The 25189-nt window shown below is 65.2% G+C and carries 18 protein-coding genes; 5 read left to right on the top strand and 13 right to left on the bottom strand.

Annotation, left to right across the window (positions count from 1 at the left end; genetic code table 11):
• Positions 1 to 53: 53 nt before the first annotated feature.
• The 8 genes from GJ699_RS21395 to hutU all read right to left on the bottom strand — a co-directional run bounded on the left by GJ699_RS21395 (position 54) and on the right by hutU (position 11542).
• The gene (locus GJ699_RS21395; RefSeq protein WP_371867617.1) at positions 54 to 1514 is read right to left on the bottom strand and encodes a glycine betaine ABC transporter substrate-binding protein; all 1461 of its coding nucleotides are present in this window, start codon (positions 1512 to 1514) and stop codon (positions 54 to 56) included.
• An 85-nt stretch (positions 1515 to 1599) separates the two neighbouring features.
• A complete protein-coding gene (locus GJ699_RS21390) occupies positions 1600 to 4257 on the bottom strand; it encodes a zinc-dependent metalloprotease (protein WP_154380046.1) in 2658 nt (885 codons plus the stop codon).
• Positions 4258 to 4319: 62 nt separating this feature from the next.
• Positions 4320 to 5543 (bottom strand): imidazolonepropionase, encoded by a 1224-nt coding sequence (gene hutI, locus GJ699_RS21385; RefSeq protein WP_154380044.1) that lies wholly within the window; start codon positions 5541 to 5543, stop codon positions 4320 to 4322.
• A 9-nt stretch (positions 5544 to 5552) separates the two neighbouring features.
• Entirely contained in the window at positions 5553 to 6131 is a 579-nt protein-coding gene (locus GJ699_RS21380; protein ID WP_154380042.1) for a HutD/Ves family protein, read from the bottom strand.
• Positions 6128 to 7501, bottom strand: coding sequence for a formimidoylglutamate deiminase (locus GJ699_RS21375; RefSeq protein ID WP_154380040.1), 1374 nt, complete (start codon positions 7499 to 7501; stop codon positions 6128 to 6130). Before GJ699_RS21375 ends, GJ699_RS21380 begins: the two co-directional genes overlap by 4 nt.
• On the bottom strand, positions 7498 to 8286 hold the full coding sequence (hutG, locus tag GJ699_RS21370; RefSeq protein ID WP_154380038.1) for an N-formylglutamate deformylase: 789 nt from the start codon (positions 8284 to 8286) through the stop codon (positions 7498 to 7500). The genes GJ699_RS21375 and hutG overlap by 4 nt, the downstream gene beginning before the upstream one ends.
• 11 nt (positions 8287 to 8297) lie before the next feature.
• Entirely contained in the window at positions 8298 to 9842 is a 1545-nt protein-coding gene (gene hutH / locus GJ699_RS21365; protein WP_154380036.1) for a histidine ammonia-lyase, read from the bottom strand.
• A complete protein-coding gene (gene hutU / locus GJ699_RS21360; protein WP_154380034.1) occupies positions 9839 to 11542 on the bottom strand; it encodes a urocanate hydratase in 1704 nt (567 codons plus the stop codon). Before hutU ends, hutH begins: the two co-directional genes overlap by 4 nt.
• Before the next feature lie 318 nt (positions 11543 to 11860).
• Between hutU and GJ699_RS21355 the strand changes: the two genes are divergently transcribed.
• Positions 11861 to 12388: an FxDxF family PEP-CTERM protein gene (locus tag GJ699_RS21355; protein ID WP_267877730.1), complete on the top strand. Its 528-nt coding sequence runs from the start codon at positions 11861 to 11863 to the stop codon at positions 12386 to 12388.
• Between the two features lie 36 nt (positions 12389 to 12424).
• Here the strand turns inward: GJ699_RS21355 and GJ699_RS21350 are convergent, their stop codons facing one another.
• Positions 12425 to 14077 carry an amidohydrolase gene (locus GJ699_RS21350; protein ID WP_229262209.1) on the bottom strand — a complete coding sequence of 551 codons (1653 nt, stop codon included), beginning with the start codon at positions 14075 to 14077 and terminating at the stop codon, positions 12425 to 12427.
• 137 nt (positions 14078 to 14214) lie between these two features.
• On the opposite strand from GJ699_RS21350, the gene msbA reads away from it, so the two are divergent.
• Positions 14215 to 16059, top strand: a complete 1845-nt coding sequence (gene msbA / locus GJ699_RS21345) for a lipid A export permease/ATP-binding protein MsbA (RefSeq protein ID WP_371867616.1) — start codon at positions 14215 to 14217, stop codon at positions 16057 to 16059.
• On the opposite strand, the gene GJ699_RS21340 is transcribed toward msbA, so the two are convergent.
• The 4 genes from GJ699_RS21340 to ada all read right to left on the bottom strand — a co-directional run bounded on the left by GJ699_RS21340 (position 16047) and on the right by ada (position 19366).
• On the bottom strand, positions 16047 to 16772 hold the full coding sequence (locus tag GJ699_RS21340; protein WP_229262208.1) for a 3-oxoacyl-ACP reductase family protein: 726 nt from the start codon (positions 16770 to 16772) through the stop codon (positions 16047 to 16049). The two genes, msbA and GJ699_RS21340, sit on opposite strands and share 13 nt — an antisense overlap.
• Positions 16773 to 16865: 93 nt before the next feature.
• Positions 16866 to 17441, bottom strand: coding sequence for a TetR/AcrR family transcriptional regulator (locus GJ699_RS21335; protein ID WP_371867615.1), 576 nt, complete (start codon positions 17439 to 17441; stop codon positions 16866 to 16868).
• A gap of 13 nt (positions 17442 to 17454) precedes the next feature.
• Positions 17455 to 18174 (bottom strand): 2OG-Fe(II) oxygenase, encoded by a 720-nt coding sequence (locus GJ699_RS21330; protein ID WP_371867621.1) that lies wholly within the window; start codon positions 18172 to 18174, stop codon positions 17455 to 17457.
• 136 nt (positions 18175 to 18310) lie between these two features.
• Complete coding sequence (ada, locus tag GJ699_RS21325) at positions 18311 to 19366, bottom strand: bifunctional DNA-binding transcriptional regulator/O6-methylguanine-DNA methyltransferase Ada (RefSeq protein ID WP_154380026.1); 1056 nt, start codon at positions 19364 to 19366, stop codon at positions 18311 to 18313.
• 186 nt (positions 19367 to 19552) lie between these two features.
• Here ada and hutC point away from each other — a divergent pair, with 186 nt between their 5' ends.
• The 3 genes from hutC (at position 19553) to GJ699_RS21310 (ending at position 25128) form a co-directional block, all read left to right on the top strand.
• Positions 19553 to 20212 carry a histidine utilization transcriptional repressor HutC gene (gene hutC, locus GJ699_RS21320; protein ID WP_229262220.1) on the top strand — a complete coding sequence of 220 codons (660 nt, stop codon included), beginning with the start codon at positions 19553 to 19555 and terminating at the stop codon, positions 20210 to 20212.
• Positions 20213 to 20432: 220 nt separating this feature from the next.
• Positions 20433 to 24710 (top strand): PAS domain S-box protein, encoded by a 4278-nt coding sequence (locus GJ699_RS21315; protein ID WP_154380022.1) that lies wholly within the window; start codon positions 20433 to 20435, stop codon positions 24708 to 24710.
• Between the two features lies 1 nt (position 24711).
• Positions 24712 to 25128 (top strand): response regulator, encoded by a 417-nt coding sequence (locus tag GJ699_RS21310; RefSeq protein ID WP_154380020.1) that lies wholly within the window; start codon positions 24712 to 24714, stop codon positions 25126 to 25128.
• The last annotated feature ends 61 nt before the right edge of the window (positions 25129 to 25189 follow it).

Genomic DNA, 25189 nt, shown 5'->3' with positions numbered 1-25189 from the left:
CATTACAAATCATTACGGCGCCTTAAACAGACTTGCGGTCGCTTTAACCCGAATTAGATCGGCTTTACATAAAGCCGATGTCTGTTAGTCAGCTTTCGTTCTAGCAACTCAAAAATGCCTTGTGTTAGCAGGGCCAACAGGGCGGCGGGGATGGCGCCGGCCAGTAACATATCGTTATCGTTCAGCGCCAGGCCGATGGTGATGCGCTCGCCATAACCGCCGGCGCCGATGAAGGCAGCGATCGTTGCCGTACCGACACTCATCACTGCGGCGGTTTTTACGCCAGCCAGGATGACCGGCAACGCCAGCGGCAAATCAACGTGTAGCAGTTTTTGCATCGGCCGCAGGCCCAGCGCCTGCGCCGCCAGTTGCAAGCCTGGTGGCACTTGCAGCAGGCCGGTGCAGGTGTTGCGGACGATGGGCAGCAGCGCGTACACCACCAACGCCACCAGCGCGGGGGCGGTGCCGATCGCGCCCAGCAAGGGGATCAGCAAGGCCAGTAGCGCCAGCGAGGGCACGGTTTGCAGCACGCCGGTCAAGGCCAGCACCGATTGCCGCAAACGCGGTCTGAACGCCGCCAACACGCCCAGCGGGATGCCGGCCACGCAGGCCAGCGCCACAGCGAATGCCACCAGTGTCAAATGCTGACGCGTCAGCCGCCACAGGTCGTCGGCCAGCAGCTTGGACAGCAGGCCGCCGCGTGCGCCGGATGGCAGCGGGACCGCATCGCCGGCACGCGGCGCGGCGGATGCCGATGCGTGCCGCGCCAGCCAGTCATGTGCCACACGCGCGAACGGCTGGCCATCGATCTCCGCCGCCGCGTTCATTGCGATCATGTCCGTCGCGCTGATGCGCCCTTCCAGCTTGCCGATCGCCTGCCACGCGGCCGCAAAGCGCTGCGCCGCGTCGAGCCGGTACAACAGCACCGCGTCATAGCGCGGGAAGAACGCGCGGTCATCCTCCAGCACACGCAGGCGATACTGGTGGATCTTGGCGTCGGTCGAATAAATATCGATCACATCGACCTGCCGCTGCTGCAACGCCTCGTACGCAATGCCATGATCAAGCCCCTGCGGGCGCTGCGTCAGACCATAGCGCACCGCCAGTCCCGGCCAGCCATCCGCGCGTCCGATAAACTCATGCGACAGCCCGAAACGCAAGCCGCCACGCGCCGCCAGCTCGCTCAACTTCAGCGGCGCACCTGCCTCGCCGCGTACCGCCAGCGCATAGGTATTGTTGAAACCCAGCGGCACCGCCATACCCAATCCCATCGCCGCCAGCTCGGCGCGCATCTGCTGCGGTGACGATGGCTGCGGATGCTTCAGAATCTCTGCATCGATGGTGCCCACATACTCCGGATACACATCGATACGCCCGGCCTGCAAGGCCGCCAGCACAATCGCCGTATTGCCCAGCCCCTGCAAATGTTCGACCTTCGCATACGGCGCCGCCGTTTGCGCCAGCACCTCGCCCAGAATGTACGACTCGGTGAAGCGCTTGGAGCCGATGTGCAAGGTATCGCCGGCCGCGCGGGCGGACGCGCTGGCGCACAGCAGAAGCAGGCAAAGCGCGCTCGCCCATCGTCGACACACCGCCACCTCAAGCCCCCGCGCGCAGCATGGATGCCTTCAGCGCCTGCCCCAGCGTCTCATAGCTCTCCGACAGATGCGCCTTGGCCTCGACGCTGATGGCGCGCGTCATCGCCGTGTGCAGCTCGCGTTGCAGACGCAAAGCATTCTCGCGCTGAAGGCTGCGCACATCGGCCGGCGTTCCCGCCGACACCCGCAACAGCGACGCCACCAGCCGCTTCAAATGCTCGCGCTGCAGATTGCGCCGCATGGCGCCGATATCCTTGCCGGATTTAAGCTCGCTCCACACCGCGTTCTGCAGCGATCCATACAGCTCCGCGAGACTCAGCACCTGCTTGTGGTTCTCCACCTTCTCCTGCGAATCCAGCAAGCGTATCGCCACGCTGTCCGACATCAGCTGATCCAGCGCCGTCGCCTGAAGCGACAGCACGCGGCCACCCACCGACACATCCTGCCGTGGACGCGACGTAAAATTATCCGCAGCCAGACGGCTGATGGTCTCCGGCGAAAACTGGAAGCTGTCGGCCTTGAACAAGCTGTCCGTCAGCATGCGCAACGCCTCGCGCTGACGCGGCAATGCCACCGGCGTAAAGGTAGCGCGCCCGGTGCCGGCGTGATCGCGCAGATAGGTCACGCCACCCACATACTTGACCACCACCGGCAACGTGCGCGCAAACTGCGCAAAGCCATAATCGAAACTGCGGCGCAGCACCTCATAGCTTTCGCCCGGCTTCAGCGTGCGGCGCTGCACCCGGTCCCACAGCTCGCGCGAAATTGTCAGCCGGCGCTGGAAGTACGCCAGCGGATCGCTGCCCAGGTCATACACGTTGACGTCCGGGTCCATATTGAACCCGCTCGCATCCTGATCGGTGCCGAAGGCCAATTGCGGCTCGCTGGAACGCGATGCGATCCTGGCCAGCTCCTCCTGCTCCTGCGCTGGCTCGATAGTCTTGTAGGCATACTCGATTGCCCAGTAATCGTATGGCCCCAGCGAGGACGCCACATACTCGCCCTGCTGCTCGCCCTTCAACGACAGGTTGAACGGCGTGTAATCCATCACCGATCCGGTCAGGCTGTGCTCCTTGGTGAAGGCCGGATCCTGCAACTGCTTCAGCGTGTAGACGGTCGAGGCGCGGAAGTTGTGGCGCAGGCCCAGCGTGTGCCCCACCTCGTGCATGATGACCGACTTCACATACGACTGCGCCAGCGCGTCCGCTTCCGGACCGGCCATGTCCAGCATGCCGCGCGCCTCCAGCACATCCATCGCGAAGCCCATCTCGGTTACCGACTCCTGCATGTAATCACAGCGCGCCTCTTCCGGCTGCGGCGGCGACAACGTTATCGAATCCTCGCCGATCATGCGGCGCGCACCGCGTGCGAACACGTCCGACATGCCGATGTCCGCATCCAGAATCTCGCCGCTGCGCGGATCGATCTGGCGCGGACCGATGGCAAAGCCGACATCGCTGCCGATAAACCAGCGCACCGACGCATGCCGCGCATCCATCGTATCGAAACGATCCTTGTCGGTCTGCTGCTTGACCACAATGGCATCCTTGAAGCCGATACGCTCAAACGCCGCGTTCCACGCCAGAATGCCCTGCCGCACCGACTCGCGGTACTTCTCCGGCACATTGGCATCGATCCAGTAGACGATGGGTTGCTTGGGCGCCGACAGCGGCGCTGCCGGGTCCTGCTTCTCCAGCCGCCAGCGCTGCACCAGATGCACCGCCGTGGTCGGCGTCACGTCGTCCGAGAAATCCTGACTGGTGCTGACGAAATGACCGATGCGGTCATCCGCGCGACGGCCGTGCATGGCCTGCGCAGGCAGCGGCATAAAGCTGTAGTAAAAGCCGAGGAACATGCTGCGCGGGTCCGGCAGCGTGAATGGCGGCGTGGCCACCGCACCCGGCACCGGCGACACCACCGCCGGCCGCGCCGCGATGCGCGGCACGAAGAAATGCGCGTTGACCTGGAAGCCGGTCATGCTGTCGTCCGAACGCACCGTCAGGAAGCTGCTGTTGCGCGCGTCCATCGCATACGGCATGCGGAAGGCGGTTTCCAGCCGCGTCGTCATCGACGGAATATCGCCCAGCAGCAGCGCGTTGGCCTCCACCAGGATCGCCTTCGATTGCGGATGCGGCGCGCTGACCACCGGCGCCACCGCCAGCAGGCTGTCCGAAAACGCCTGCTGCACCGCCAGCGCCTGCGGCGTGCCGCCGCGCGCGCTGTAATCGGTATTCTTGGCGATCATCTGCACCAGATTGCCGATGCGGTGGAACACCACCACCTGCGTCAATCCCATCTGGCTGCCGTAGATGCCACGTTCGCCTATCCCGTTCGGCATGTTCACCGACATGAAGTAAGGCTGGTCGAACTGCTCCGGGCGCAGCTCGATCCAGACCTTTTCCTCCTTCTGGTACAGCCCCAGGAAACCCGGCACGTGGGCCGCGCCACGGATGATGTCCGCAAACGGCCGTGGCGCGGCAGTGGGCAGTACTAGCGTCGGCGTTGGCGTGGTGGCGGTTTGCAGCGGCGTGGTGGCCACCACCGGCACTTCCGGCGAATGCGGTACCGGCACCGGCGGCGTTGGCACTGGCTCCTGCGCCAATGCCGGTACACTCAGCGCCGCCAGCACGGCGGCGCGCAAGGTCTTTAATGCGAACATGGATGCTTCCCTGGATAACATTCGGATAATGTAACCGAAAGCATAAGGAAGCGAACGGATTTTTACATGGCCGCAGAGCGCAAAATGCCTGCGTTGGCGACACCACGACAAGGATTAAGGCCGATGGCATACGACAGGTCGGCCGGCCGCGCGATGCGCCACAGCGCGAAATCGGCGCGCTTGCCCACTTCCAGGCTGCCGATCTGCTGCTGCAAACCGAGCGCACGCGCCGCGTTCAGCGTGCAGCCAGCCAGCGCTTCCTGCGGCGTCAATCGCCACAGCGTGCAAGCCATGTTCATCGCCAGCAGCAGCGAGGTCATAGGCGAGGTGCCGGGATTGCAGTCGGTGGACACCGCCATTGGCACGCCAGCCACGCGCAGTGCCGCCACCGGTGGTGGCGTGGTATCACGCAGGAAGTAGTAAGCGCCCGGCAGCAGCACCGCCACCGTGCCGGCAGTTGCCATGGCGGCGATGCCGGTCTCGCTCAGATGCTCCAGATGGTCGGCCGACAAGCCGCCGTAACGCGCCGTCAGCTCGGCGCCGCGCTGGTCCGACAACTGCTCCGCGTGCAGCTTGACCGGCAACCCGGCCGCCCGCGCGGCCTGGAACACGCGTTCGGTCTGCTCATACGAAAAGCCGATGCGCTCACAGAAAGCGTCGACCGCGTCGACCAGCCCTTCGGCCGCCAGCGGCGCGATCATGCGGCAGACCTCATCGATGTAGTCATCGGCGCGGCCGGCAAACTCCGGCGGCAGCGCGTGCGCGCCCAGGAAGGTGGTGGCTACGCGCACCGGCAGTTCGCGGCCGATGCGGCGCGCCACGCGCAGCATATTGGCCTCCGCGTCCAACGTCAGGCCGTAGCCGGACTTGATCTCCAGCGTGGTCACGCCTTCCGCCAGCAGACTGCGTACGCGCGGCAAGCTTTGCTTCAGCAGTTCATCCTCGGACGCCGCGCGGGTGGCGCGCACGGTGGACATGATGCCGCCGCCGGCGCGGGCGATGTCCTCGTAGCTGGCGCCATTCAAACGCGCCTCGAATTCATCGCTGCGATTGCCGGCGTGGACGATGTGGGTATGGCAGTCGATCAGCCCCGGCGTCAGCCAGCTGCCGCCGCCGTCGTGCACCGTCACCGCCTGCGCGCCGGCCGGTATCTCGGCCTGAGGTCCCAGCCACGCGATGCGGCCATCCTTGACCGCGATGGCGGCGTCGCGCACCTCGCCATACGATCCATTCGCAGCATCGGCCATCGTGGCCAGATGCACGTTCGTGAACAACACATCCCACATACGGCAACCCTAGTTATAGATGATATCGACCACCAGCACCGTGGCCTGTGGCGCTTCCAGCGTCCACTCGTGTTCCGACTCGGTCATCACCACCGTATCGTAGCGCACCATGGCGATGCGTTCGCGTGCGCTGCTCAGCGTCAGCCCCTCGCCCTCGGCCAGGAACAGCAGCGTGGTGCCGCCGCGACGCTGGATGGTGGCGCTGCCCTGTACCAGCCGTGGTTCCAGCCGGTGACGGCAACGGCCGCGCCGCGTCATCACATTGAAATCGGTGGTGTGCTGGCCGGTGACGGTGGCGTGCACCGCGTCCTCGCCATCGAATTCGATCAGCGGCTCGCTGGGGCTGAGCACGAAGCGCTCGTCGCCGAAGTCCAGCAGCACGCCGTCGCCGTCAACCAGCGCCAGCGAGCGCTCGATGCCAGGGAACACCGAGAACGGCCCGTCCTGCGAAATGGTGGCCAGGCTGATGCGCCAGTCGAAATCATCGAGACCGGTGCCGGTCGGCGCGATGGCGATTTCGGTGGTGCAGCCGCCGCCGTTCTTCCACGGCGCCGAATGCAGGCTTGCATACTGGATTAGCTGGGTCATCGGAACTCCCTCAGTTCGGCCAAGGTCTGCTTGAATCGCGCAGCGATCGCCTGCTGCGCCACGTGCTGCTGATTGCGCACTACCCACTGGCCACCGACCATCACGTCCCTGACCAGATTGTCGTTGCCGCTGAAAACCAGGCTGCCGAGTACCTCGTCCAGCGCCAACCCAAACATATTCGGATGCGCGTCATCCAGCACCACGATGTCCGCGCGGCGGCCCGCCGCCAAAGCGCCCACCGGCCGTCCCGCCGCCTGCGCGCCGCCTTGCAGCGCACCCTGCCACAGGAAGTCGCCGACATGGCGCTCGCTCGCGGACACCGCGATGTTGCGGCGCTGATGCTGCAGGCGCTGGCCGTATTCCAGCCAGCGCAGCTCTTCCACCGCGCTCTGCGACACATGACTGTCGCTGCCGATGCCGAAGCGGCCGCCCTGCGCCACGAATGCCTCCAGCGGGAACAGACCGTCGCCCAGATTGGCCTCGGTGGTCGGGCACAATCCCGCCACCGCGCCGCTGCGGGCGATGCCGCCAACTTCGTCGTCCGTCAGATGCGTCGCATGCACCAGGCACCAACGCTGGTCCACCGCCGCGTTTTCCAGCAGCCACTGCACCGGGCGGCGTCCGCTCCAGTTCAGAGATTGCTGCACTTCCGCCTGCTGCTCCGCGATATGAATGTGCACCGGACGCTGTGATGGCAGCATCGCCAGCACTTCCTCTATCTGCGCCACCGAGGCCGCGCGCAGCGAATGCGGCGCCACGCCCACTTCGGTCTGCGCGTCGCGCAGCGGCTCCAGCGCCTCGATAATCCGCAACACATCGCTGGCATCGGTCCGGAACCGCTGCTGTTCCGGTTTCAAGGGCAATTCGCCAAAACCAGAATAACTATACAACACCGGCAGCATGGTCACGCCAATTCCGCTTAACCGTGCGGCAGCAATGACACGTTCCGCCGTTTCCGCCAGACGCGGATACATGCTGCCGTCCGGCGCGCGCTGGACGTAATGGAACTCGCACAGCGAGGTGTAGCCATGGCGCAGACACTCGACAAACAGCTGCGCCGCGATCGCTTCGATATGCACCGGCGTGATGTTGCGGGCGAAGCGGTACATCAGATCGCGCCAGGTCCAGAAGCTGTCCTTGCTGTCGCCGGCCTTTTCAGTGCGTCCGCCCAGCGCCCGCTGGAAACTATGCGAATGCAGGTTGATCATGCCCGGCAACGCGTACTCAACGCGCTCGACGCCGGCCGCAGCGCCTCCATCGTGCGCGCCCGCCGTCACCGCCGTGATGCTGCCGCCGGCATCCCATTCAATCAGCACATCGTCCGCCCAACCACCCGGCAGCAGCGCGTGGCGCGCGAACAGGCGACTCATGCGCGCACCCAGCTTGCAGCGGTGTGCAGCATGTCGCGCAACAGCGGCTGTACCTGCGCCGCGCGGTCGGCGCGATAGCCATACGGCGCATCTTCATCCATATAGGTCGACTGGCACATCTCGAGCTGAATCGCATGCACGCCCTTCTCTGGCTGCCCATAGAAACGCGTGATATGCCCACCCTTGAAGCGGCCATTGACCGCAATACTGAACTGCTGCTGCGCACGCGCATGCGCCACCACCGCATCGCTCATGCCCGCCGCGCAGCTGTGACCATCCGCCGTGCCGAAATTCAGATCCGGCAGCTTACCCTCAAAGAAGCGCGGCACCACCGACGCGATCGAATGCGCATCCCACAGCGCCACGCGGCCGTGCAGCGCCAGCAAGCGATCCAGCTCCGCGCGCAGCTGCTGGTGATACGGCTGCCAGTACGCCGCCAGCCGGCGCTGCACCTCCGCCTGATCCGGCGCCTGGCCATCGCGGTACAGCGGCTCGCGGTGAAAAGTATCGACCGGGCACAAGCCCGTGGTGTCCTGCCCCGGATACAGATTGGTGTTCTCCGGCGGCCGGTTCAAATCGATCACATAGCGCGACCAGCGCGCCGACAACACCGACGCCCCCATCTCGCCCAGAAAATCATACAGGCGCACCAGATGCCAGTCCGTATCCTGCTTATCGACGGCGGCCGGCGTCATCGCCGCCAGCACGTCGTCCGGAATCTCGGTGCCCACATGCGGCATGGACACCAGCAGCGGAATGCTGCCTGCCTTGAACTGATAATCCATGCCGACCTCCGTTATGGATGCAAAGGCGTAAACAATTCCTTGCACTGCGCGCTCAGATCACCGCGCAGCACCATGCCCTTGGCCGCCTCGATATCCGGCGCGAAGAAGCGGTCTTCCTCGTACACCGGCACCAGTTGGCGCAACTGCTGATGCACATGCTCCAGATGCGGCGAGGTAGTCAGCGGACGATGGAAATCGATGCCCTGCGCCGCCGCCAGCAGCTCGATGCCGATGATGGTGGCGGTATTCTGCGCCATATCCTCCAGCCGGCGCGCCGCGTAGGTCGCCATGCTGACATGGTCTTCCTGATTGGCCGAGGTAGGAATCGTGTCCACGCTGCCCGGATGCGCGATCGACTTGTTTTCCGACGCCAGCGCGGCGGCGGTGACGTGGGCGATCATGAAGCCGGAGTTCAGGCCCGGATCACGCACCAGGAACGGCGGCAGGCCGGACAAGGTGGCGTCAATCAGCAGCGAAATGCGGCGCTCCGAAATCGAGCCGATTTCCGCGATCGCCAGCGCCAGCGTATCGGCCGCAAACGCCACCGGCTCGGCATGGAAGTTACCGCCCGAGACCACCACCGACAGCTCGCCATCCTTGAACAGCAGCGGATTGTCGGTCACCGCGTTGGCTTCGATCAGCAGCGTGCGCGCGGCGTTGTTGATGATGTCCCAGCAGGCACCCATCACCTGCGGTTGGCAGCGCAGGCAATACGGGTCTTGCACCCGCTCGTCGCCTACCAGATGCGAAGCGCGGATCGCGCTATCGGCCACCAGTTGACGGTAAATCGAAGCCGCAGCGATCTGGCCGGGCTGGCCGCGCACCTCGTGCACACGGGCGTCGAACGGCGAGTCCGAACCCTTGGCCGCGTCCAGCGACAGCGCGCCGGACACCATGCCCGCCTCCAGCAGGCGCTCGGCCATGAACAGGCCATGCAGCGCCAGCGCGGTCGAGACCTGAGTGCCGTTGATCAGCGCCAGGCCTTCTTTCGCCGCCAACACCACCGGCGCGATGCCGGCCGCCTGCAGCGCGGCGCTGGCGTCCTGCAGTTGGCCGTTGACGCGCACCTGGCCCACGCCCAGCATGGCCAGCGTCATGTGCGACAGCGGCGCCAGGTCGCCCGAGGCGCCGACCGAGCCCTTGGCTGGAATGGCCGGCACGATGCCGGCGTTGTACAGCGCGATCAGGGTGTTGATGATCAGCGGGCGTACGCCGGAGTAGCCGCGCGCCAGGCTGCCGATCTTCATCAGCATGATCAGACGGCACACCGCGTCCGACATCAGCTCACCGGTGCCCACCGAGTGCGACAGGATCAGGTTGCGCTGCAGCTGTTCCAGCTTGTCGTCCGGGATGCGGGTCTTGGCCAGCAGGCCGAAACCGGTGTTGATGCCATAGGCGGCATCGCCCTTGGCGACGATGGCCTGCACGGCGGCGGCCGAGGCTTCGATCACGGGATAGGCTTCCGCCGCCAGCGCCAGCGGGCTGCGCGCGTTCCAGACGTTGCGCAGTTCGGTCAGCGTCAAAGCGCCGGGTTTGAGAGTCAGGTTCATCATCATTTAATCATTGGAAGGTTGAGGCCATTGCGCTTGGCGCAGTCGATGGCGGTTTCGTAGCCAGCGTCGGCGTGACGCATCACGCCCGAGCCGCTGTCGTTGACCAGCACCCGCGCCAGTCGCTTGGCTGCGGCATCGGTGCCATCGGCCACGATCACCACGCCCGAATGCTGCGAGTATCCCATGCCGACGCCGCCTCCGTGGTGCAGCGACACCCAGGTGGCGCCGCCAGCGGTATTCAGCAGCGCGTTCAGCAACGGCCAGTCGGACACCGCGTCGGTGCCATCCTGCATAGCCTCGGTCTCGCGATTCGGGCTGGCCACCGAACCGGTGTCCAGATGGTCGCGGCCAATCACGATCGGCGCTTTCAGCTCACCGTTGCGCACCATTTCATTGAACGCCAGGCCGGCGATATGACGCTCGCCCAGGCCCAGCCAGCAGATCCGCGCCGGCAGCCCCTGGAACGCGATGCGCTCGCGCGCCATGTCCAGCCAGCGGTGCACCTGCGCATGATGCGGGAACAGCTCCTTGATCTTGGCGTCGGTCTTGTAGATATCCTCCGGATCGCCGGACAACGCCACCCAGCGGAACGGGCCACGGCCCTCGCAGAACTGCGGGCGGATATAGGCCGGCACAAAGCCAGGGAAATCAAACGCATTCTTCACGCCGTGGTCAAACGCCACCTGGCGGATGTTGTTACCGTAATCGACCACCTTGGCGCCCAGCGCCTGGAAGTCCAGCATCGCCTGCACGTGCACCGCGCAGGCGGCGGTGGCGGCGGCCTTCAGCTCCGGATGGCGCGCCGCGTCCTGCTGCGCCGCCTTCCACTGTTCAACCGTCCAACCCTGCGGCAGATAACCGTTGATCAGGTCATGCGCCGAAGTCTGGTCAGTCACCATATCCGGCACCAGACCGCCGGCGCGGGCACGGCGCACCAGCTCCGGCAGCACGTCGGCCGCATTGCCCAGCAGGCCGATCGAAATCGCGTCGCCATTGGCCTTGTGCTGCTTGATCAACTCCAGCGCCTCGTCGATGGAAGCGGCCTGCTTGTCGAGATAACGGGTACGCAGGCGGAAATCGATGCTGCTCTGCTGGCACTCCACGGTCAGCGACACCGCGCCGGCCATGGTGGCGGCCAGCGGCTGCGCGCCGCCCATGCCGCCCAAGCCGGCGGTCAGCACCCAGCGGCCTTTCAGGTCACCGCCGAAATGCTGGCGGCCGGCCTCGGCAAAGGTCTCGAACGTGCCCTGCACGATGCCCTGGGTGCCGATGTAGATCCACGAACCGGCCGTCATCTGACCGTACATGAACAGGCCCTTGCGGTCCAATTCATTGAAATGCTCCCAGTTGGCCCATTTCGGTACCAGGTTGGAGTTGGCAATTAATACACGCGGCGCATCCTCGTGGGTCTGGAACACACCGACCGGCTTGCCGGACTGGATCAGCAGGGTCTGATTGTCTTCCAGCTCGCGCAGCGAGGCCAGGATCTGATCGTAGCAGGCCCAGTTGCGGGCGGCGCGGCCGATGCCACCGTACACCACCAGATGCTTGGGGTTTTCCGCCACTTCCCGGTCCAGATTGTTCTGAATCATGCGGTAGGCCGCCTCCGCGCCCCAGCTCTTGCAAGTGCGCTCAGGGCCGCGCGGCGCGCGGATCTCGCGGCTGGCGTCGTAACGTGGGTCGCTGTCTAAATGGCTGGTCATGGGGAACTCCTGCGGCGTTAAGGGGATGCGGCACAGCATAGGTTGTATATACAACCAAGTCAACCCATTTCTATTTATTGCGCCAAATCAATGCGAATTTTCAATATCATTCAGTCAATAAAATTTGTAAGCAAACAACATACTTGCAATACGAAATCATCCGACCAAACAACAAATAAAGTTTTTGCCCCTGCATTAGTTTTTGCTATCCACCACCTGACTTTCATCAAAATATTCTCAGTGACATGCACCTCGCAACGCTCATATCGTGAATCCGCTGTTGATGTCTTTTTGTTCTTTAATTAGTGGGGGATTGAAATGAAGAAAAATAACTTGCACGTAAAAGCATTGGCGTTGGCCGTCCTGATGGCTGCATCTTCCCTGGCCGCCGCAGCGGCGCCACAGGGTCCGGGTCCCGTCACCCTAGTCAACACTTCAGCGAATCTGTGGACCGCCTCGATCGGCAATACGCCGATGCTGGGTGTCTTCACCGATGTTTTCACGTTCACCAATCCGGTGACCGCCAACTCCACCGCCTACGGCACCCTGATCAACACCAGCTTCATGGGCTGGAGCAACGTCACGTTTACCGCGGCGGACCTGAACGGCATCGCGTTGATCACCAACGCCACCCCATGGGGGCCAATGACCTTCAACACCGCCACCCTGTTGCCATCGTCGGTGACCGGGCCGCTGACGCTGACGGTGCATGGCGTCAGCAATGGCGGCAGCTACGGCGGCGACATCAATGTGTTGATGGCACCGGTACCTGAACCGGAAACCTACGCCATGCTGATCGGCGGGCTGGGCATCCTGGCCATGCTGCGCCGGCGTCGCCAGCAGTAAAAAGCAAAAAAGGGAATCCAATGGATTCCCTTTTTTTCACTTGCGGCTGTAGACCCGTTTGCCGCCCATCCAGGTCTGCAGCACCTGCGTCTTGCCCAGTTGCTCGGGCGCGATTTTGAAGATGTCGCGGTCAACCACAATGAAGTCGGCCCACTTGCCCCGCTCCAGCGAACCGATCACCTCTTCCTGATGCGCCGCATAGGCCGCGTCCAGCGTGAAGCAGCGGAAGGCTTCGGTCAGCGTCATCGCCTGATTTTTGTACCAGCCGCCGGCCGGCACGTTGGCATTGTTTTGGCGCGTGACCGCCGCGTGCAAGCCCTCGAATGGATTGGGCGACTCGATCGGGAAGTCCGAGCCGCAGGCAATCTTCGAACCCTGGTCGAGGAAGCTGCGCCACGCATACGCGCCCTTGATGCGCTCGTGGCCGACGCGCTGCTCGGCCATGTTCTGGTCCGAAGTGGCGTGGGTTGGCTGCATCGATGGAATCAGGCCCAGTTGCTTGAAGCGCGGAATATCCTCCAGCGCCACCACCTGCGCATGCTCGATGCGGTGGCGCAGCTCCACATTCTTATACTGCGGGATCAGCGCCGCATACGCATCCAGGATCTGGCGGTTGCCGGCGTCGCCGATGGCGTGGATGTTGACCTGGTAGCCGGCCTTCATCGCCTTGCTCATCTTGGCGCGCATTTCCGCGTCCGGGTAGAACAGCAGCCCCTTGGTGGACGGCATATCGCTGTAGGGCGCCAGCAGCGCCGCGCCACGGCTGCCCAGCGCGCCGTCGGCATACAGCTTGACGGCGGCCAGCGCATAGACATCGTTGGCGTAGGACTTGAGCGGACCGTCCTTGGACAGCTCGTCGAAGTCGCCGGCGGTATCGCCGATCATGGCGTAGACGCGGGTGGTCAGCTTGCCGTGATCGGCGTAATCGCGATAGATATCGTCCTGCACCGCCTTGATGCCGGCATCGTGCACGCTGGTCAGGCCGACCCTGGACAGCGACGCCAGCGCCACATCCAGCGTGGCGCGCGCCTCGGCCGGCGTCGGCAGCGGCACCACCTTGTTGACCAGCTCCATGGCCGCATCCACCAGCACCCCGGTCGGCTTGCCGGCGGCGTCACGCTCGATCTTGCCGCCCGATGGATCGCGCGTATTGCGGTCGATGCCCGCCATCTCCAGCGCCTTGGTGTTGACCCAGATCGCGTGGCCATCGACCCGGTGCAGCAGCACCGGACGCTCGCTGACCGCCACATCCAGCTCGGCGGCGGTGGGGAAGCGGCCCAGCTTCCAGATCTCCTGATTCCAGCCAAAACCCACGATCCAGGCTTTTTTTGGATGGCTGCGGGCGAAATCCGCCACCGCCCGCACCGCCGCGTTGAGCGAGGTCGGGCTGTACAGCTCCACGCCGGAGGCGATTTCACCCAGCTCGAACACATGGCCGTGGGCGTCGATCAGGCCGGGCAGCACGGTCTTGCCTTGCACGTCGATGTGCTCCGCGCGCGGCAGCGCCGCCGCCGTCTGCGCCTCGCTGCCCACCGCCACGATGCGGCCCAGATCATCGAACGCCAGCGAGGAAAAGCGCTGCAGCTGGCCGGCCGCGTTCAGCGTGTAGCCATTGGCACGGTCGATGATGGTGTCGGCATGGGCCGGCAGGGTAGCCAGGACGGCGGCAAATAAAAGGGTGAGGCGCATCGGGTTCTCCATTCGGCAGCAAGATTCAGAGTGTAGCGAAGTTTGCGTTTTGGTCAATCGAACTATGCAGAACGGCGATGGACAGTGGCCGGCCGGGTACAATGCGGGGTTTAAGTATTCCCATTTGTGAATAGCCCGTGTCCAGCCGCCTACTCTATCTACGCTTATTCAAGGAATTTCGCCCTTATCTGTGGATCGGCGTTGTCACGCTGATCGCGGTCGGTGTGGCGGCAGCCACCGACGTGCTGCTGCTGCGGCAGTTGCAGAACGTGGTCGACGCGCTGGCGCCGTCGCAAGGCCTGGGCGCCGGACACGCGCCGGTCAGCGGTTTCCTGGCCACGGTGCAGGGTTGGCTCAGCCACGTGCTGCCGCAAAATCATGACAACGCCGCGCTGTGGGCCATTCCGGCGGTGATCTTCGCCCTGGCGCTGGTGCGCATGGTCTCCAGCTTCGCCAGCGAATATGGCGCCGCCTGGCTCAGCACCCGGGTCCAGGCCAATCTGCGCGAAGTCATGTTCTCGCGCATCATGCGGCTGCCGAACAGCTATTTCGACCAATCCTCCACCGGCACCACGCTGTCGCGCGTGGCCTTCGACGCCGCTCAGGTGGCGCAGGCCGGCCTCACCGTGGTCAACGTCGCGGTGCGCGATTCGGTGCAGACCATCGGCTATCTGATCACCATGTTCGCCACCGACTGGCAGCTGTCCTTATTCTGCCTTGGCCTGCTGCCGCTGGTGGCCTGCCTGGTGATCTTCGCCGGCCGCCGCATGCGTCACCTGAGCACCAGCGCGCAGGCCGCCATGGGCGAGCTGACCAATGTGCTGGACGAAAGCATCAGCGGCCAGCGCGTGGTCAAAATCTTCGGTGGCCAGCGCTACGAGCAAAACCGCTTCGGCGGCGTGGTCAAGCTGAATCGCCAACTGGCGGTCAAGCACGCCGCCACCTCCGCGCTGAACTCCGGTTTGATCATGCTGCTGCTGGGGATTACGCTGTCGTCGGTGGTATATGTGGCGATGCTGCGCCACCAGGCCGGCGCGTTGTCGGCCGGCGGTTTCGTCGGCTTCCTCACCGCGCTGCTGGCAATGCAGTCGCCGATCAAGAACCTGACCAAGATTAACGAACCAATGCAGCGCGGCCTGGCCGCCGCCGAATCGGTCTTCAGCCTGGTCGACCTGGAATCGGAGGCCGACCAGGGCAACCATAGCGTGGCACGCGCCGAAGGCCGCTTGACGGTGCGCGACGTCAGCTTCCACTATCGCGGCACCGATGGCACACCGCTGGATCCGGACGCGCGGCCGGCGCTGGACCATGTATCGCTGGACGTCGCCGCCGGCGAAACCGTCGCCCTGGTGGGCGCCTCCGGCAGCGGCAAGACCACGCTGGCCGGGCTGCTGCCGCGCTTCTACGACGTCAGCGACGGCGGCATCGAACTGGATGGGGTTGACCTGCGCGACTACACACTGACCTCACTGCGGCAGCAGATCGCGCTGGTGTCGCAAGACGTGGTGCTGTTCAACGACACGCTGGCGGCCAACATCGCCTACGGCGATCCCGAGCCATCGATGGAACGTATCGAAGCGGCGGCGCGGGCAGCGCACGCGCATGAATTCATCATGCACCAACCGCAGGGTTATCAATCGCCAGTGGGAGAAAACGGCTTGCGACTGTCCGGCGGCCAGCGCCAGCGGCTGGCGATCGCGCGCGCGCTGTACAAGAACGCGCCGATCCTGATTCTGGACGAAGCCACCAGCGCGCTGGATAACGAATCCGAACGGCTGGTGCAGCAGGCACTGGAAGTGCTGATGCAAGGCCGCACCACGGTGGTAATCGCGCACCGCCTGTCGACCATCGAGAATGCGGACCGCATCGTGGTGATGGATCGCGGCCGCATCGCCGAAGCCGGCAGCCACGACGCGCTGCTGGCACAGAACGGCATCTACGCCCGCCTGTACCAGACGCAGAAGAGCGTTCAGGCGGTGTAGCCGCCGTCGACGGTGAAGCTGGCGCCGGTGACGAAGCTGGCTTCGGCGCTCGTCAGGTAGGCCACCATGCCCGCCACTTCTTCCGGCTTGCCGAAGCGGCGCGCCGGAATCATGGTTTGCAGCGCCGCCGCGTGCGGGCCGTCGGCCGGGTTCATGTCGGTTTCGGTCGGCCCCGGCTGCACGTTGTTGACGGTGATGCCGCGCGGCGCCAGGTCGATCGCCACGCCGCGCACCAGCGCCGCTACCGCCGCCTTGGTCATCGCGTACACGCTGGAGGTGGGGAACGCCACCCGCATGCCGGATATGCTGCCGATGGTGACGATGCGTCCACCCTCTTTCATCTGTTTAGCCGCCGCCTGCATGGCGACGAACACGCCACGCACATTGGTGCTGACCATGCGGTCGAAATCTTCCAGCGGGTAGTCTTCAATCGGTGCCAGGTTGAGGATGCCAGCGTTGGTGACCAGAATATCCAGCCCGCCGAATTGCGCCACGGTCTGCGCCACCGCCGCCTGTACCTGCGCCGGGTCGGCGCTGTCGGCCTGGATCGCCAGTGCCTTGCCGCCGCCTGCATTGATGGTGGCCGCCAGGTCGTCAGCCCGCTGCGGCGATGAGACGTAGGTGAATGCCACGGCGATGCCATCCTGCGCCAGGCGTTTGACAATGGCCGCGCCGATGCCGCGCGCACCGCCAGTAACGAGTGCTGTTTTCATGTCCATTCCTTTCATTTATTGGATCAATCAGTCAAAAACTGATGTCATGCTAGGATTTCTGGACCAACCAGTCAAGTAAACGTTTCGTGATATTTAGCCGCGCAGCGCTTGCACGGCGAAGCTGGCGATGGCACGCAGGGTGGCGATGCTGGCGCCGGCCTTGGCGCTGACCTTCATGCCGGACAGGGTGGCGGCAACAAAGGCGACCGCCTGTGGGATGTCGGTGTCGGCGGCGATCTGGCCACCGACGGCAGCCTCGCGCAGCGCCGCTTCCACCGCCTGGTTCAGCTGCTTGCCGCTGGCGTCGCGCAGCGCATTGACCTCGTCGTCGTCGGTGCCGAACTCGCAGATGGCGTTGACGCCCATGCAGCCCTTGGCGTTGTCGCGCTTCGGCCGCGAGGCGAAAGCCTGCAGCATGCGTTCGATGGCATCCAGACCGCCGCCCTGCAACTGGCGCAGCAGATCGTTGACGCTGGCCTGGTTGTACTGCTGCAGCGCTTCGAGATACAGCGAGCGCTTGTCGCCAAAGGTGTCGTACATGCTCTGACGGCCGATCTGCATCGCTTCCAGCAGGTCGCTGGTGGAGGTTCCGGCGTAGCCTTTTTGCCAGAACACTTCCAGCGCCCGGTTCAATGTATCGATGCGGTCGAACTCTTTTTGCCTTGCCACGGATATTCCTTTGTTAATTCGCGTCGTGGAAGATGATGCCCAGCGTGTGGCGCGCTCCCGCCCGCAGCCGGCTGACCCCGTGCCGCAGGTTGACGCGGTAGATGCCACGCGTGCCCTGCACGGGACGGTGGTTGACGGCGAAGATTACCATGTCGCCGCGCTTCAGCGGTACCACTTCGACCCGCGATTGCATGCGTGGGCGTTGTTCGGTCAGGACGAATTCGCCGCCGTCGAAATCGGTGCCGGGTTGGCTGAGCAGGATGCAGGCTTGCAGCGGGAATACGTGGTCGCCGTACAGATCCTGGTGCAGGCAGTTGTAGTCGCCGGCGCTGTATTGCAGCAGCAGCGGCGTGGGGCGCTGCTGGCCGGCGGCGTGACAGCGCGCCAGGAAGTCGGCGTGATCGGCGGGGAAGCGCTCGGGCAGGTCCATCAGCTCGTGCCAGCGGTTGGCGATCTGCGCCAGCGGGTCATACAGCGCTTGCCGCAGCGCGGCGATCAAGGATGGCAGCGGGTAGCGGAAGTACTGGTACTCGCCGCTGCCGAAACCGTGCTGCGACATCACCACCCGACTGCGGAACAACTGCGGCTGCGCGTACAGCGCGGCCAGCGATGCGCATTCGTCGGCGGTCAGCAGGCCGGGGATGACGGCGTAGCCGTGCGCATTCAGCTCGTCGGCGATGCCCTGCCAGTCCAGTGCCGCCACGTGCACCGCCAGCCCGGCCGCCGCGCCCACCGCCCGCCGTGCCGTCAGTTGCGCCGCCAGTTGCGCATCCGGCGCCGGCCCGGCTGGCGGCACCGTGCGCGGCCGGCGCTCCGCTGCGGGATCGCCGAAATCCAGTTCGCCATTCAGTTGTCCATTCAGTTTCTCACTACTCACTGCCCGCCTCCCGGTTCAACAACATCGCCTTGCGGTCCACGCCCCAGCGATAGCCAGAGATCGAGCCATCGTCGCGCACCACGCGATGGCACGGTATCGCCACCGCGATCGCATTCGCCGCGCACGCCGACGCCACCGCCCGCGCGCCGCGCGGCACGCCGGCCAGTTCCGCCAGCTCGGCATAGGTCACGCGCCGGCCGGCAGGAATCGCCCGCAGCACCTGCCACACGCGCTGCTGGAACGCGGTACCGCGCACGTCCAGCGGCAGCTCTAATCCCACCGACGGCTGCTCCACCAGCCCCACCACGCGCGACACCACCTGCTCGTATTCCGGCTCGGCACCGATCAGTTCCGCCTTCGGAAAACGGTCCTGCAAATCCTTCACCAGAAAATCCGGATCGTCATCGATCAGAATCGCGCAGATGCCCTGCGCCGTGCTGGCCACCAGGATCGGCCCCAGCGAACACTCGGCAATCGCAAAGCGTATCCGCTCGCCGGCGCCGCCGGCCCGGAACGACGACGGCTTCATGCCCAGCACCGCCGGCGACTGCGCATAAAAGCGGCCGGACGAGTTGAAACCGGCCGAATACATCGCATCCGTCACCGACGCCTGCCGCGCCAGCCCATCCTGTACCCGCCGCGCCCGCGCCGCGTTGGCATAGGCTTTCGGCGTGATCCCGCTCACCGCCTTGAACATGCGGTGAAAATGAAACCGGCTGACACCCACCGCCGCCGCCAGCGCATCCAGATCCGGCGCCTCTTCCGCCGCGTCGATCAAACGACACGCTTGTGCCACCACTGCCGCCTGGCGCTCCGCCAACGGCGGCTGATCCGGCTTGCAGCGCAGGCAGGGCCGGAAGCCGGCCTGCTCGGCGTCCTCGCGGCTGGCGTGGAACGCCACGTTCTTGCGCAGCGCCGGCCGCGCCGCGCACGATGGCCGGCAGTACACCCCGGTGCTGCGCACCGAATACCAGAATTCGCCGTCGGCTTGCGCGTCACGCTGCTGTACCGCGGCCCAACGCGCCTCATCGCTGCTGTAATTGTCCATCTCAGACTCCGTATCGGGGGAATGCAGCCATCTTAGCCAGCACAAAAAACCATCGCACTCCGCCTCTTGCTTTTGAATTGTACAAGCAGGCGATGCTAGAATGACCATTCACGAGGAGACAGCGGTTTGAACGATCAAAGTACGCAAGACAGCACCCCCATCTTCCAGCGCATCAAAGACTACCTGATGGCCGAAATCGCCGCCGGCACCTGGAAAGAAGGCGACGTGATTCCATCCGAGCAGGCACTGGTCAAACAGTTTGGCGTTTCGCGCATGACCGTCAACCGCGCCGTGCGCGAGCTGACCGCCGAGCAGGTGCTGACGCGTCGCCAGGGTTCGGGCACCTACGTGGCCCAGCAAAAATACCAGGCCACGCTGCTGCAGATTAAGTCGATCGCCGACGAGGTGCGCGCGCGCGGCCACGCCCACCGCAGCAGCCTGCAGCAACTGGAGCGCATCAAGGCCAGCGATCTGATGGCCAAGCAGTTCGACCTGCCGTCCGGCCATCCGCTGTTCCACTCGGTGATCGTCCACTTTGAAAACGGCGTGCCGATTCAGGTCGAGGACCGCTGGGTCAACCCGCAGTGCGCGCCGGATTACATGGAGCAGGACTTCGCCCATCTCACGCCCAACGAATACCTGATGCAGGCCGCGCCGCTACAGGGCGCCACCTACAGCGTGGAAGCGCTGGCGGCGCCGCGCGACATCGCCGACATGCTGGCCATCGACACCAAGCAGGCTTGCCTGGTGCTCAAGCGCCAGACCCGCTCCGGCGGCATGATCGCCTCGCTGGTGACCATGTGGCATCCCGGTCACCGCTACCAGTTCGCCGGCAGCTTCAACTAGATCAAGTACTTGCTATTACCGCGCAAGCCACGGCGCGGCGGACCGCCGCCGCGCTTTCTCACCAATTGTCACTGAAACCACCGTAAAAGGTGAATTTTTGCGCGGTTTTGCGTTCGCGCAGTATGCAAACGTTTTCTTGTCACGCCAATGCCAACGGCTTCGGCTTCGATGCTATAGTTTCCCCACCTCCAGCACGCATGACCCACCGAAAGGGAAACTCTTGTTTCACCGCCGTCCGCGCTTGCGCCAGTCCCGCTGGCTCCGTCTGTCGCACCGATTGGCGGCGGGCCTGTTTGCGCTCGCGCTGCTGCCGGCCGGCGCCGCCGAGAAGGTCGCGATCCAGCTCAAATGGCAGCATCAGTTCCAGTTTGCCGGCTATTACGCGGCCCAGGACCAGGGTTATTACCGCGACGCCGGCCTTGACGTCACGCTGCTGGAGGCCCGTCCCGGCAGCGATCCGCTGCAAAGCGTGATGCAGGGCCAGGCCCAGTACGGCGTCGGCAACAGCTCGCTGCTGCTGGCGCGCGGCCTGGGCCAGCCGGTGGTGGTACTGGCCTCCATTTTCCAGCATTCGGGCGCCGTGCTGCTGCGCCGTCTTGAGGCCGATGGCCGGCCACGCCCATGGGCCGGCACCCGGCTGATGATCGCGCCCAATGGCGAGGAGCTGACCGTCCTCCTGAAGAAGCAGGGGGTGCGGCTGGATAATCTGTACCAGGTCCCCCACAGCTACAACTACGACGATCTGGTGGAGGGCAAGGTCGACGCCATGTCGGTCTACCTGACCGAGGCGCCGTATGTGCTGGACCGCCTGAACCTGCCCTACGAACTGATTTCGCCGCGCAACCACGGCCTGGATTTCTACGGCGACGTGTTGTACACCACCGAGAGCGAATTGCGCGAGCATCCGGCGCGCGCCCAGGCGCTGCGCGAAGCCACGCTGCGCGGCTGGGTCTACGCGATGCAGCATCCGGGCGAAATCGCCGACCTGATACGCGCCCGCTACCCCAACCGCCACAGCCGCGAACACCTGATGTTCGAAGCCCAGCACATCGCCGGCCTGCTGGAACAGCCGCTGATCGAACTGGGCTACAGCAACCCGGAACGCTGGCGCGCGCTGGCGCACGCCTACGCCGCGCAGGGCATGTTGCCGACCAACTTCAATCTGGACGGTTTTCTCTACCAGCCGCCGGACGGCAACCCGCTGCTGCGCTACGGCGGCGCCATCGTCGGCGCGCTGCTGCTGGTGATTTCAATGGCCGGCGCCTGGCGCCTGCGGGTGCAGGGCCGCGCGCTGCGCGCCGCGCGCGCGGAACTGGGCAGCGCCGAACGGCTGGCCAGCTTCGCGCTGGAAGGCTCGGGCGAAGGCACCTGGGAATGGCGGCTCGACACCGGCACGCTGACGCTGTCGCCGCGCTACTGCGCGCTGCTTGGCTACCGCGCCGACGAATTCCATCCGACACTGGCCGAATGGCTGGACTATGTGCACCCGGACGACCGCCCGCGGCTGGAGCGCGAGGTACAGGAATGCCTGAGCAGCACCAGCGACGCCACCGGCCAAATCCACAGCGAGCACCGCATGCGCGGGCGCGACGGCGGCTGGAAATGGGTACTGGCGCGCGGCATGATACTGCAGCGCGACGACGCCGGCCTGCCGCTGCGCGCGGCCGGCACCCTGGCCGACATCGGTGAACGCGCCATCGCCGAGGAAGCGCGCCTGTGCGCGGTGCTGGACGCCACCCCCGGCGCGGTGCTGGTGGCCGACAAGGGCGGGCGGGTGCGCCACGCCAATCCGGCCTGCGCGCGCAGCTTCGGCTACGAGGGCAGCATGGCCGGCCGCTCGGTCGAGCAGCTGGCGCCGGAAGCCATGCGCAGCAAGGGTCGCGTGCGCGAGCTGTTCTCGCGCGCCAATCTGCCGGGCCGGGTGCTGTGCGCGGTGCGCGCCGACGGCAGCAGCTTTCCGGCCATGGTGCACCTGTCGCCAGTGCAGCTGGCCGGCCAGGAACTGGTGATCATGGCGCTGCGCGACATGACCCAGCGCCAGCGCGCCGAGGAGGCGGCGCACGCCAGCACCGAGCGCTATCGCCAGATCGTGCAGACCGCCGCCGAAGGCATCTGGATGACCAACGCCGACGACCGCACCACCTTCGTCAATCCGACCCTGGCGCGCATGCTGGACTACGACATCGAACAAATGCTGGGCCGCGCCATGACCGACTTCATGGACGACAACGGCCGCGCCCTGCTCAAGCAGCACCTGCAGCGCCGCCTGACCGGCGAGGCCGGCCAGGGCGACATCTGCTTCCTGCGCAGTGACGGCAGCACCGTCTGGTGCCTGCTGTCGACCACCGTGCTGAACGCCGATTCCGGCCACTACGCCGGCATGCTGGCGATGCTGACCGATATCACCGCGCGCCGCGCCGCCGAAGGCGCGCTGCACGAATCCAGCCAGCGCCTGGCGTCGATTTTCAACACCGTCACCAACGGCCTGCTGATGATCGATGGCCAGGGCGCCATCCTGGAACGCAACGCCGCCGCCGCGCGCCTGCTGACGCACACGCCGGAACTCAGTCCCGACGGCCTGTGGGCCGGGGTGCGCGAGGACGGCACGCCGTACGACGCCATCAGCCATCCGGTGCAACTGGCGCTGGTGACCGGCATGCCGGTGCGCGACGTGGTGATGGGCCTGGACCAGCCGGACGGCGGCCGCCTGTGGCTGTCGGTGAACGCCGAGCCGGTGCCGGACGAACGCGGCGCGGTGCACCTGGTGGTCGCCAGCCTGACCGACATCAGCGACCGCAAACGCGGCCAGGACGCGCTGCGCGAACTGAATGAGCATCTGGAAGAACGGGTCGCCACCCGCACCTCCGAACTGGATTACGCCCGCCGCGTGGCCGAGGAAGCCAGCCAGACCAAGGGCCAGTTCCTGGCCAATATGAGCCACGAAATCCGCACCCCGATGAACGGCGTGATCGGCATGGCCTACCTGGCGCTGAAGACCGAACTCGATCCGCGCCAGCGCGACTATCTTGAAAAAATCCGCTTCGCCGGCGAACACCTGCTGGGCATCATCGACGACATCCTCGACATCTCCAAGATCGAAGCCGGCAAGCTGGAAATCGAACAGGTCGACTTCGCGCTCGACCATGTGATCCAGACCCTGAACACGGTGGTGGCGCCGAAAGCCGCCAGCCGCGAGCTGGAACTGGTGTACGACCTCGATCCAACCCTGCCCAAGGTGCTGCGCGGCGACCCGCTGCGCCTGGGCCAGGTGCTGATCAACTACACCAACAACGCCATCAAGTTCAGCGAAAAAGGCCGCATCGAAATCCGCGTGCGCCAGGTGGTGGGCGACGCCCATGGCTGCCTGCTGCGGTTTGAAGTCAGCGACAGCGGCATCGGCATGTCGGAAAGCGAAATCGAAAAACTGTTCCAGTCATTCCAGCAGGCCGACACCTCCACCACCCGCGAATACGGCGGCACCGGGCTCGGTCTGGCGATCTGCAAACAGCTGGCGCAGCTGATGGGCGGCGAAGTGGGCGTGCGCAGCCGGCCCGGCCAGGGCAGCACCTTCTGGTTCACCGCGCGCCTCGGCATCTCCACCGCCTCGGTGCCGGACCTGATCGACCGCGTCAAGGATGCCGCCGCCGAGCTGCTGGCGTCCTCGCGCAGCGCCGCCGTGATGTCGGCGCTGAAGAACGCCCGCATCCTGCTGGTGGAGGACAACACCTTCAACCAGCAGATCGCGCTGGAGATGCTGGAGGAAGTCGGCTCCTCGGTGTGCCTGGCCGCCAACGGCATGGAAGCGCTGGAACTGCTGCGCCAGACCGCCTTCGACTGCGTGCTGATGGACGTGCAAATGCCGCTGATGGATGGCCTGGAAGCCACCCGCCGCATCCGCGCCGACCCGCGCCTGGCCGACATGCGGGTGCTGGCCATGACCGCCACCGCCACCAGCGAGGACCGGGTACGCTGCATCGAGGCCGGCATGGACGATTTCATCTCCAAGCCGATCCAGCCGGCGCTGATGTACCAGACCATCGCCAACTGGCTGCCGGAGCGCGACGATAGCGACCCGCGCGACGCCCTGCCCGGCCGGGCCCGCGCGCCGGCCTTCAAGACCACGCTGGGCGGCGACCCGGCGGTGATCGATTTGTCCATATTGGCCAAGCTGCTCGGCTACCATCCGCATAAAGTGCGCAAGTTCGCCTTCAAATTCCTGCAAAATACGCAGGACGGCCTGACCCTGATGGAAGCCGCGCTGCGGCGCGGCGACCTGGCCGCGCTGCGCGACCTCGGTCACAAGCTGAAATCGCCGGCGCGCACCGTGGGCGCGCTGGGCATGGGCGAACTGCTGCTGGAGATGGAACAGCTGCCGCCCGAGACCAGCGACGCCGACAACCAGCAGCACGCGCAACAGCTGTTGCAGAAACTGTGGCCGCTGCTGGAACGCATCACCGAACAAATCATGACCAATACCACTTTCGCCGACGATAACTGATATGCGGATTTTGCTGCTGGACGACGATACCTTCATGCTGGACCTGCTGGCCGACATGGTGACCAGCCTGGGCGACCACACCGTGGTGCGCGAGACCGACGGCCGCCGCGCCCTGATCGAGCTGCGTTTGCGCCCGCCCGAGCTGGTGGTGTGCGACCTGTCGATGCCGGTCATGGACGGCATCGACTTCCTGCGCCTGGCGGCGGCCCAGCAATACGGCGGTTGCGTGGTGCTGCTGTCCAGTGTCGATCCGGCCGTGCTGCGCACCGCCGCCCGCGTCGCCGAGGCGCAGGGACTGACGATTCTGGACGCCATCGCCAAGCCGCTGGAACCGGAGGCGCTGGCGGCGCTGATCCAGCGCGCCGCCGGCCATTGCCGGGTGTCGGCGGCCACGCTGCCGGGCAATCTTGGCAAATAGTTTAGAGGGTTTCGACAAACCACCGCACATTTCCAAAAAATGGGTTATTATTTACGCCATC

This window comes from Duganella guangzhouensis (assembly GCF_009674535.1).
GTDB classification, from domain to species: Bacteria; Pseudomonadota; Gammaproteobacteria; order Burkholderiales; family Burkholderiaceae_D; genus Rugamonas; species Rugamonas guangzhouensis.
The sequence above is the reverse complement of the archived record's forward strand: the minus strand, read 5'-3'. Positions and strand labels throughout refer to the sequence as shown.

What these genes read in the sequence shown, in the direction of transcription:
- hutU (WP_154380034.1), bottom strand. Translation starts at nt 11,542, where the DNA reads ATGACCAGCCATTTAGACAGCGACCCACGTTACGACGCCAGCCGCGAG.
- GJ699_RS21390 (WP_154380046.1), bottom strand. Translation starts at nt 4,257, where the DNA reads ATGTTCGCATTAAAGACCTTGCGCGCCGCCGTGCTGGCGGCGCTGAGT.
- GJ699_RS21355 (WP_267877730.1), top strand. Translation starts at nt 11,861, where the DNA reads ATGAAGAAAAATAACTTGCACGTAAAAGCATTGGCGTTGGCCGTCCTG.
- hutC (WP_229262220.1), top strand. Translation starts at nt 19,553, where the DNA reads ATGGCCGAAATCGCCGCCGGCACCTGGAAAGAAGGCGACGTGATTCCA.
- GJ699_RS21375 (WP_154380040.1), bottom strand. Translation starts at nt 7,501, where the DNA reads ATGAGTCGCCTGTTCGCGCGCCACGCGCTGCTGCCGGGTGGTTGGGCG.
- GJ699_RS21350 (WP_229262209.1), bottom strand. Translation starts at nt 14,077, where the DNA reads ATGCGCCTCACCCTTTTATTTGCCGCCGTCCTGGCTACCCTGCCGGCC.
- ada (WP_154380026.1), bottom strand. Translation starts at nt 19,366, where the DNA reads ATGGACAATTACAGCAGCGATGAGGCGCGTTGGGCCGCGGTACAGCAG.
- GJ699_RS21340 (WP_229262208.1), bottom strand. Translation starts at nt 16,772, where the DNA reads ATGAAAACAGCACTCGTTACTGGCGGTGCGCGCGGCATCGGCGCGGCC.
- GJ699_RS21310 (WP_154380020.1), top strand. Translation starts at nt 24,712, where the DNA reads ATGCGGATTTTGCTGCTGGACGACGATACCTTCATGCTGGACCTGCTG.
- GJ699_RS21380 (WP_154380042.1), bottom strand. Translation starts at nt 6,131, where the DNA reads ATGACCCAGCTAATCCAGTATGCAAGCCTGCATTCGGCGCCGTGGAAG.
- hutI (WP_154380044.1), bottom strand. Translation starts at nt 5,543, where the DNA reads ATGTGGGATGTGTTGTTCACGAACGTGCATCTGGCCACGATGGCCGAT.
- hutH (WP_154380036.1), bottom strand. Translation starts at nt 9,842, where the DNA reads ATGATGATGAACCTGACTCTCAAACCCGGCGCTTTGACGCTGACCGAA.
- hutG (WP_154380038.1), bottom strand. Translation starts at nt 8,286, where the DNA reads ATGGATTATCAGTTCAAGGCAGGCAGCATTCCGCTGCTGGTGTCCATG.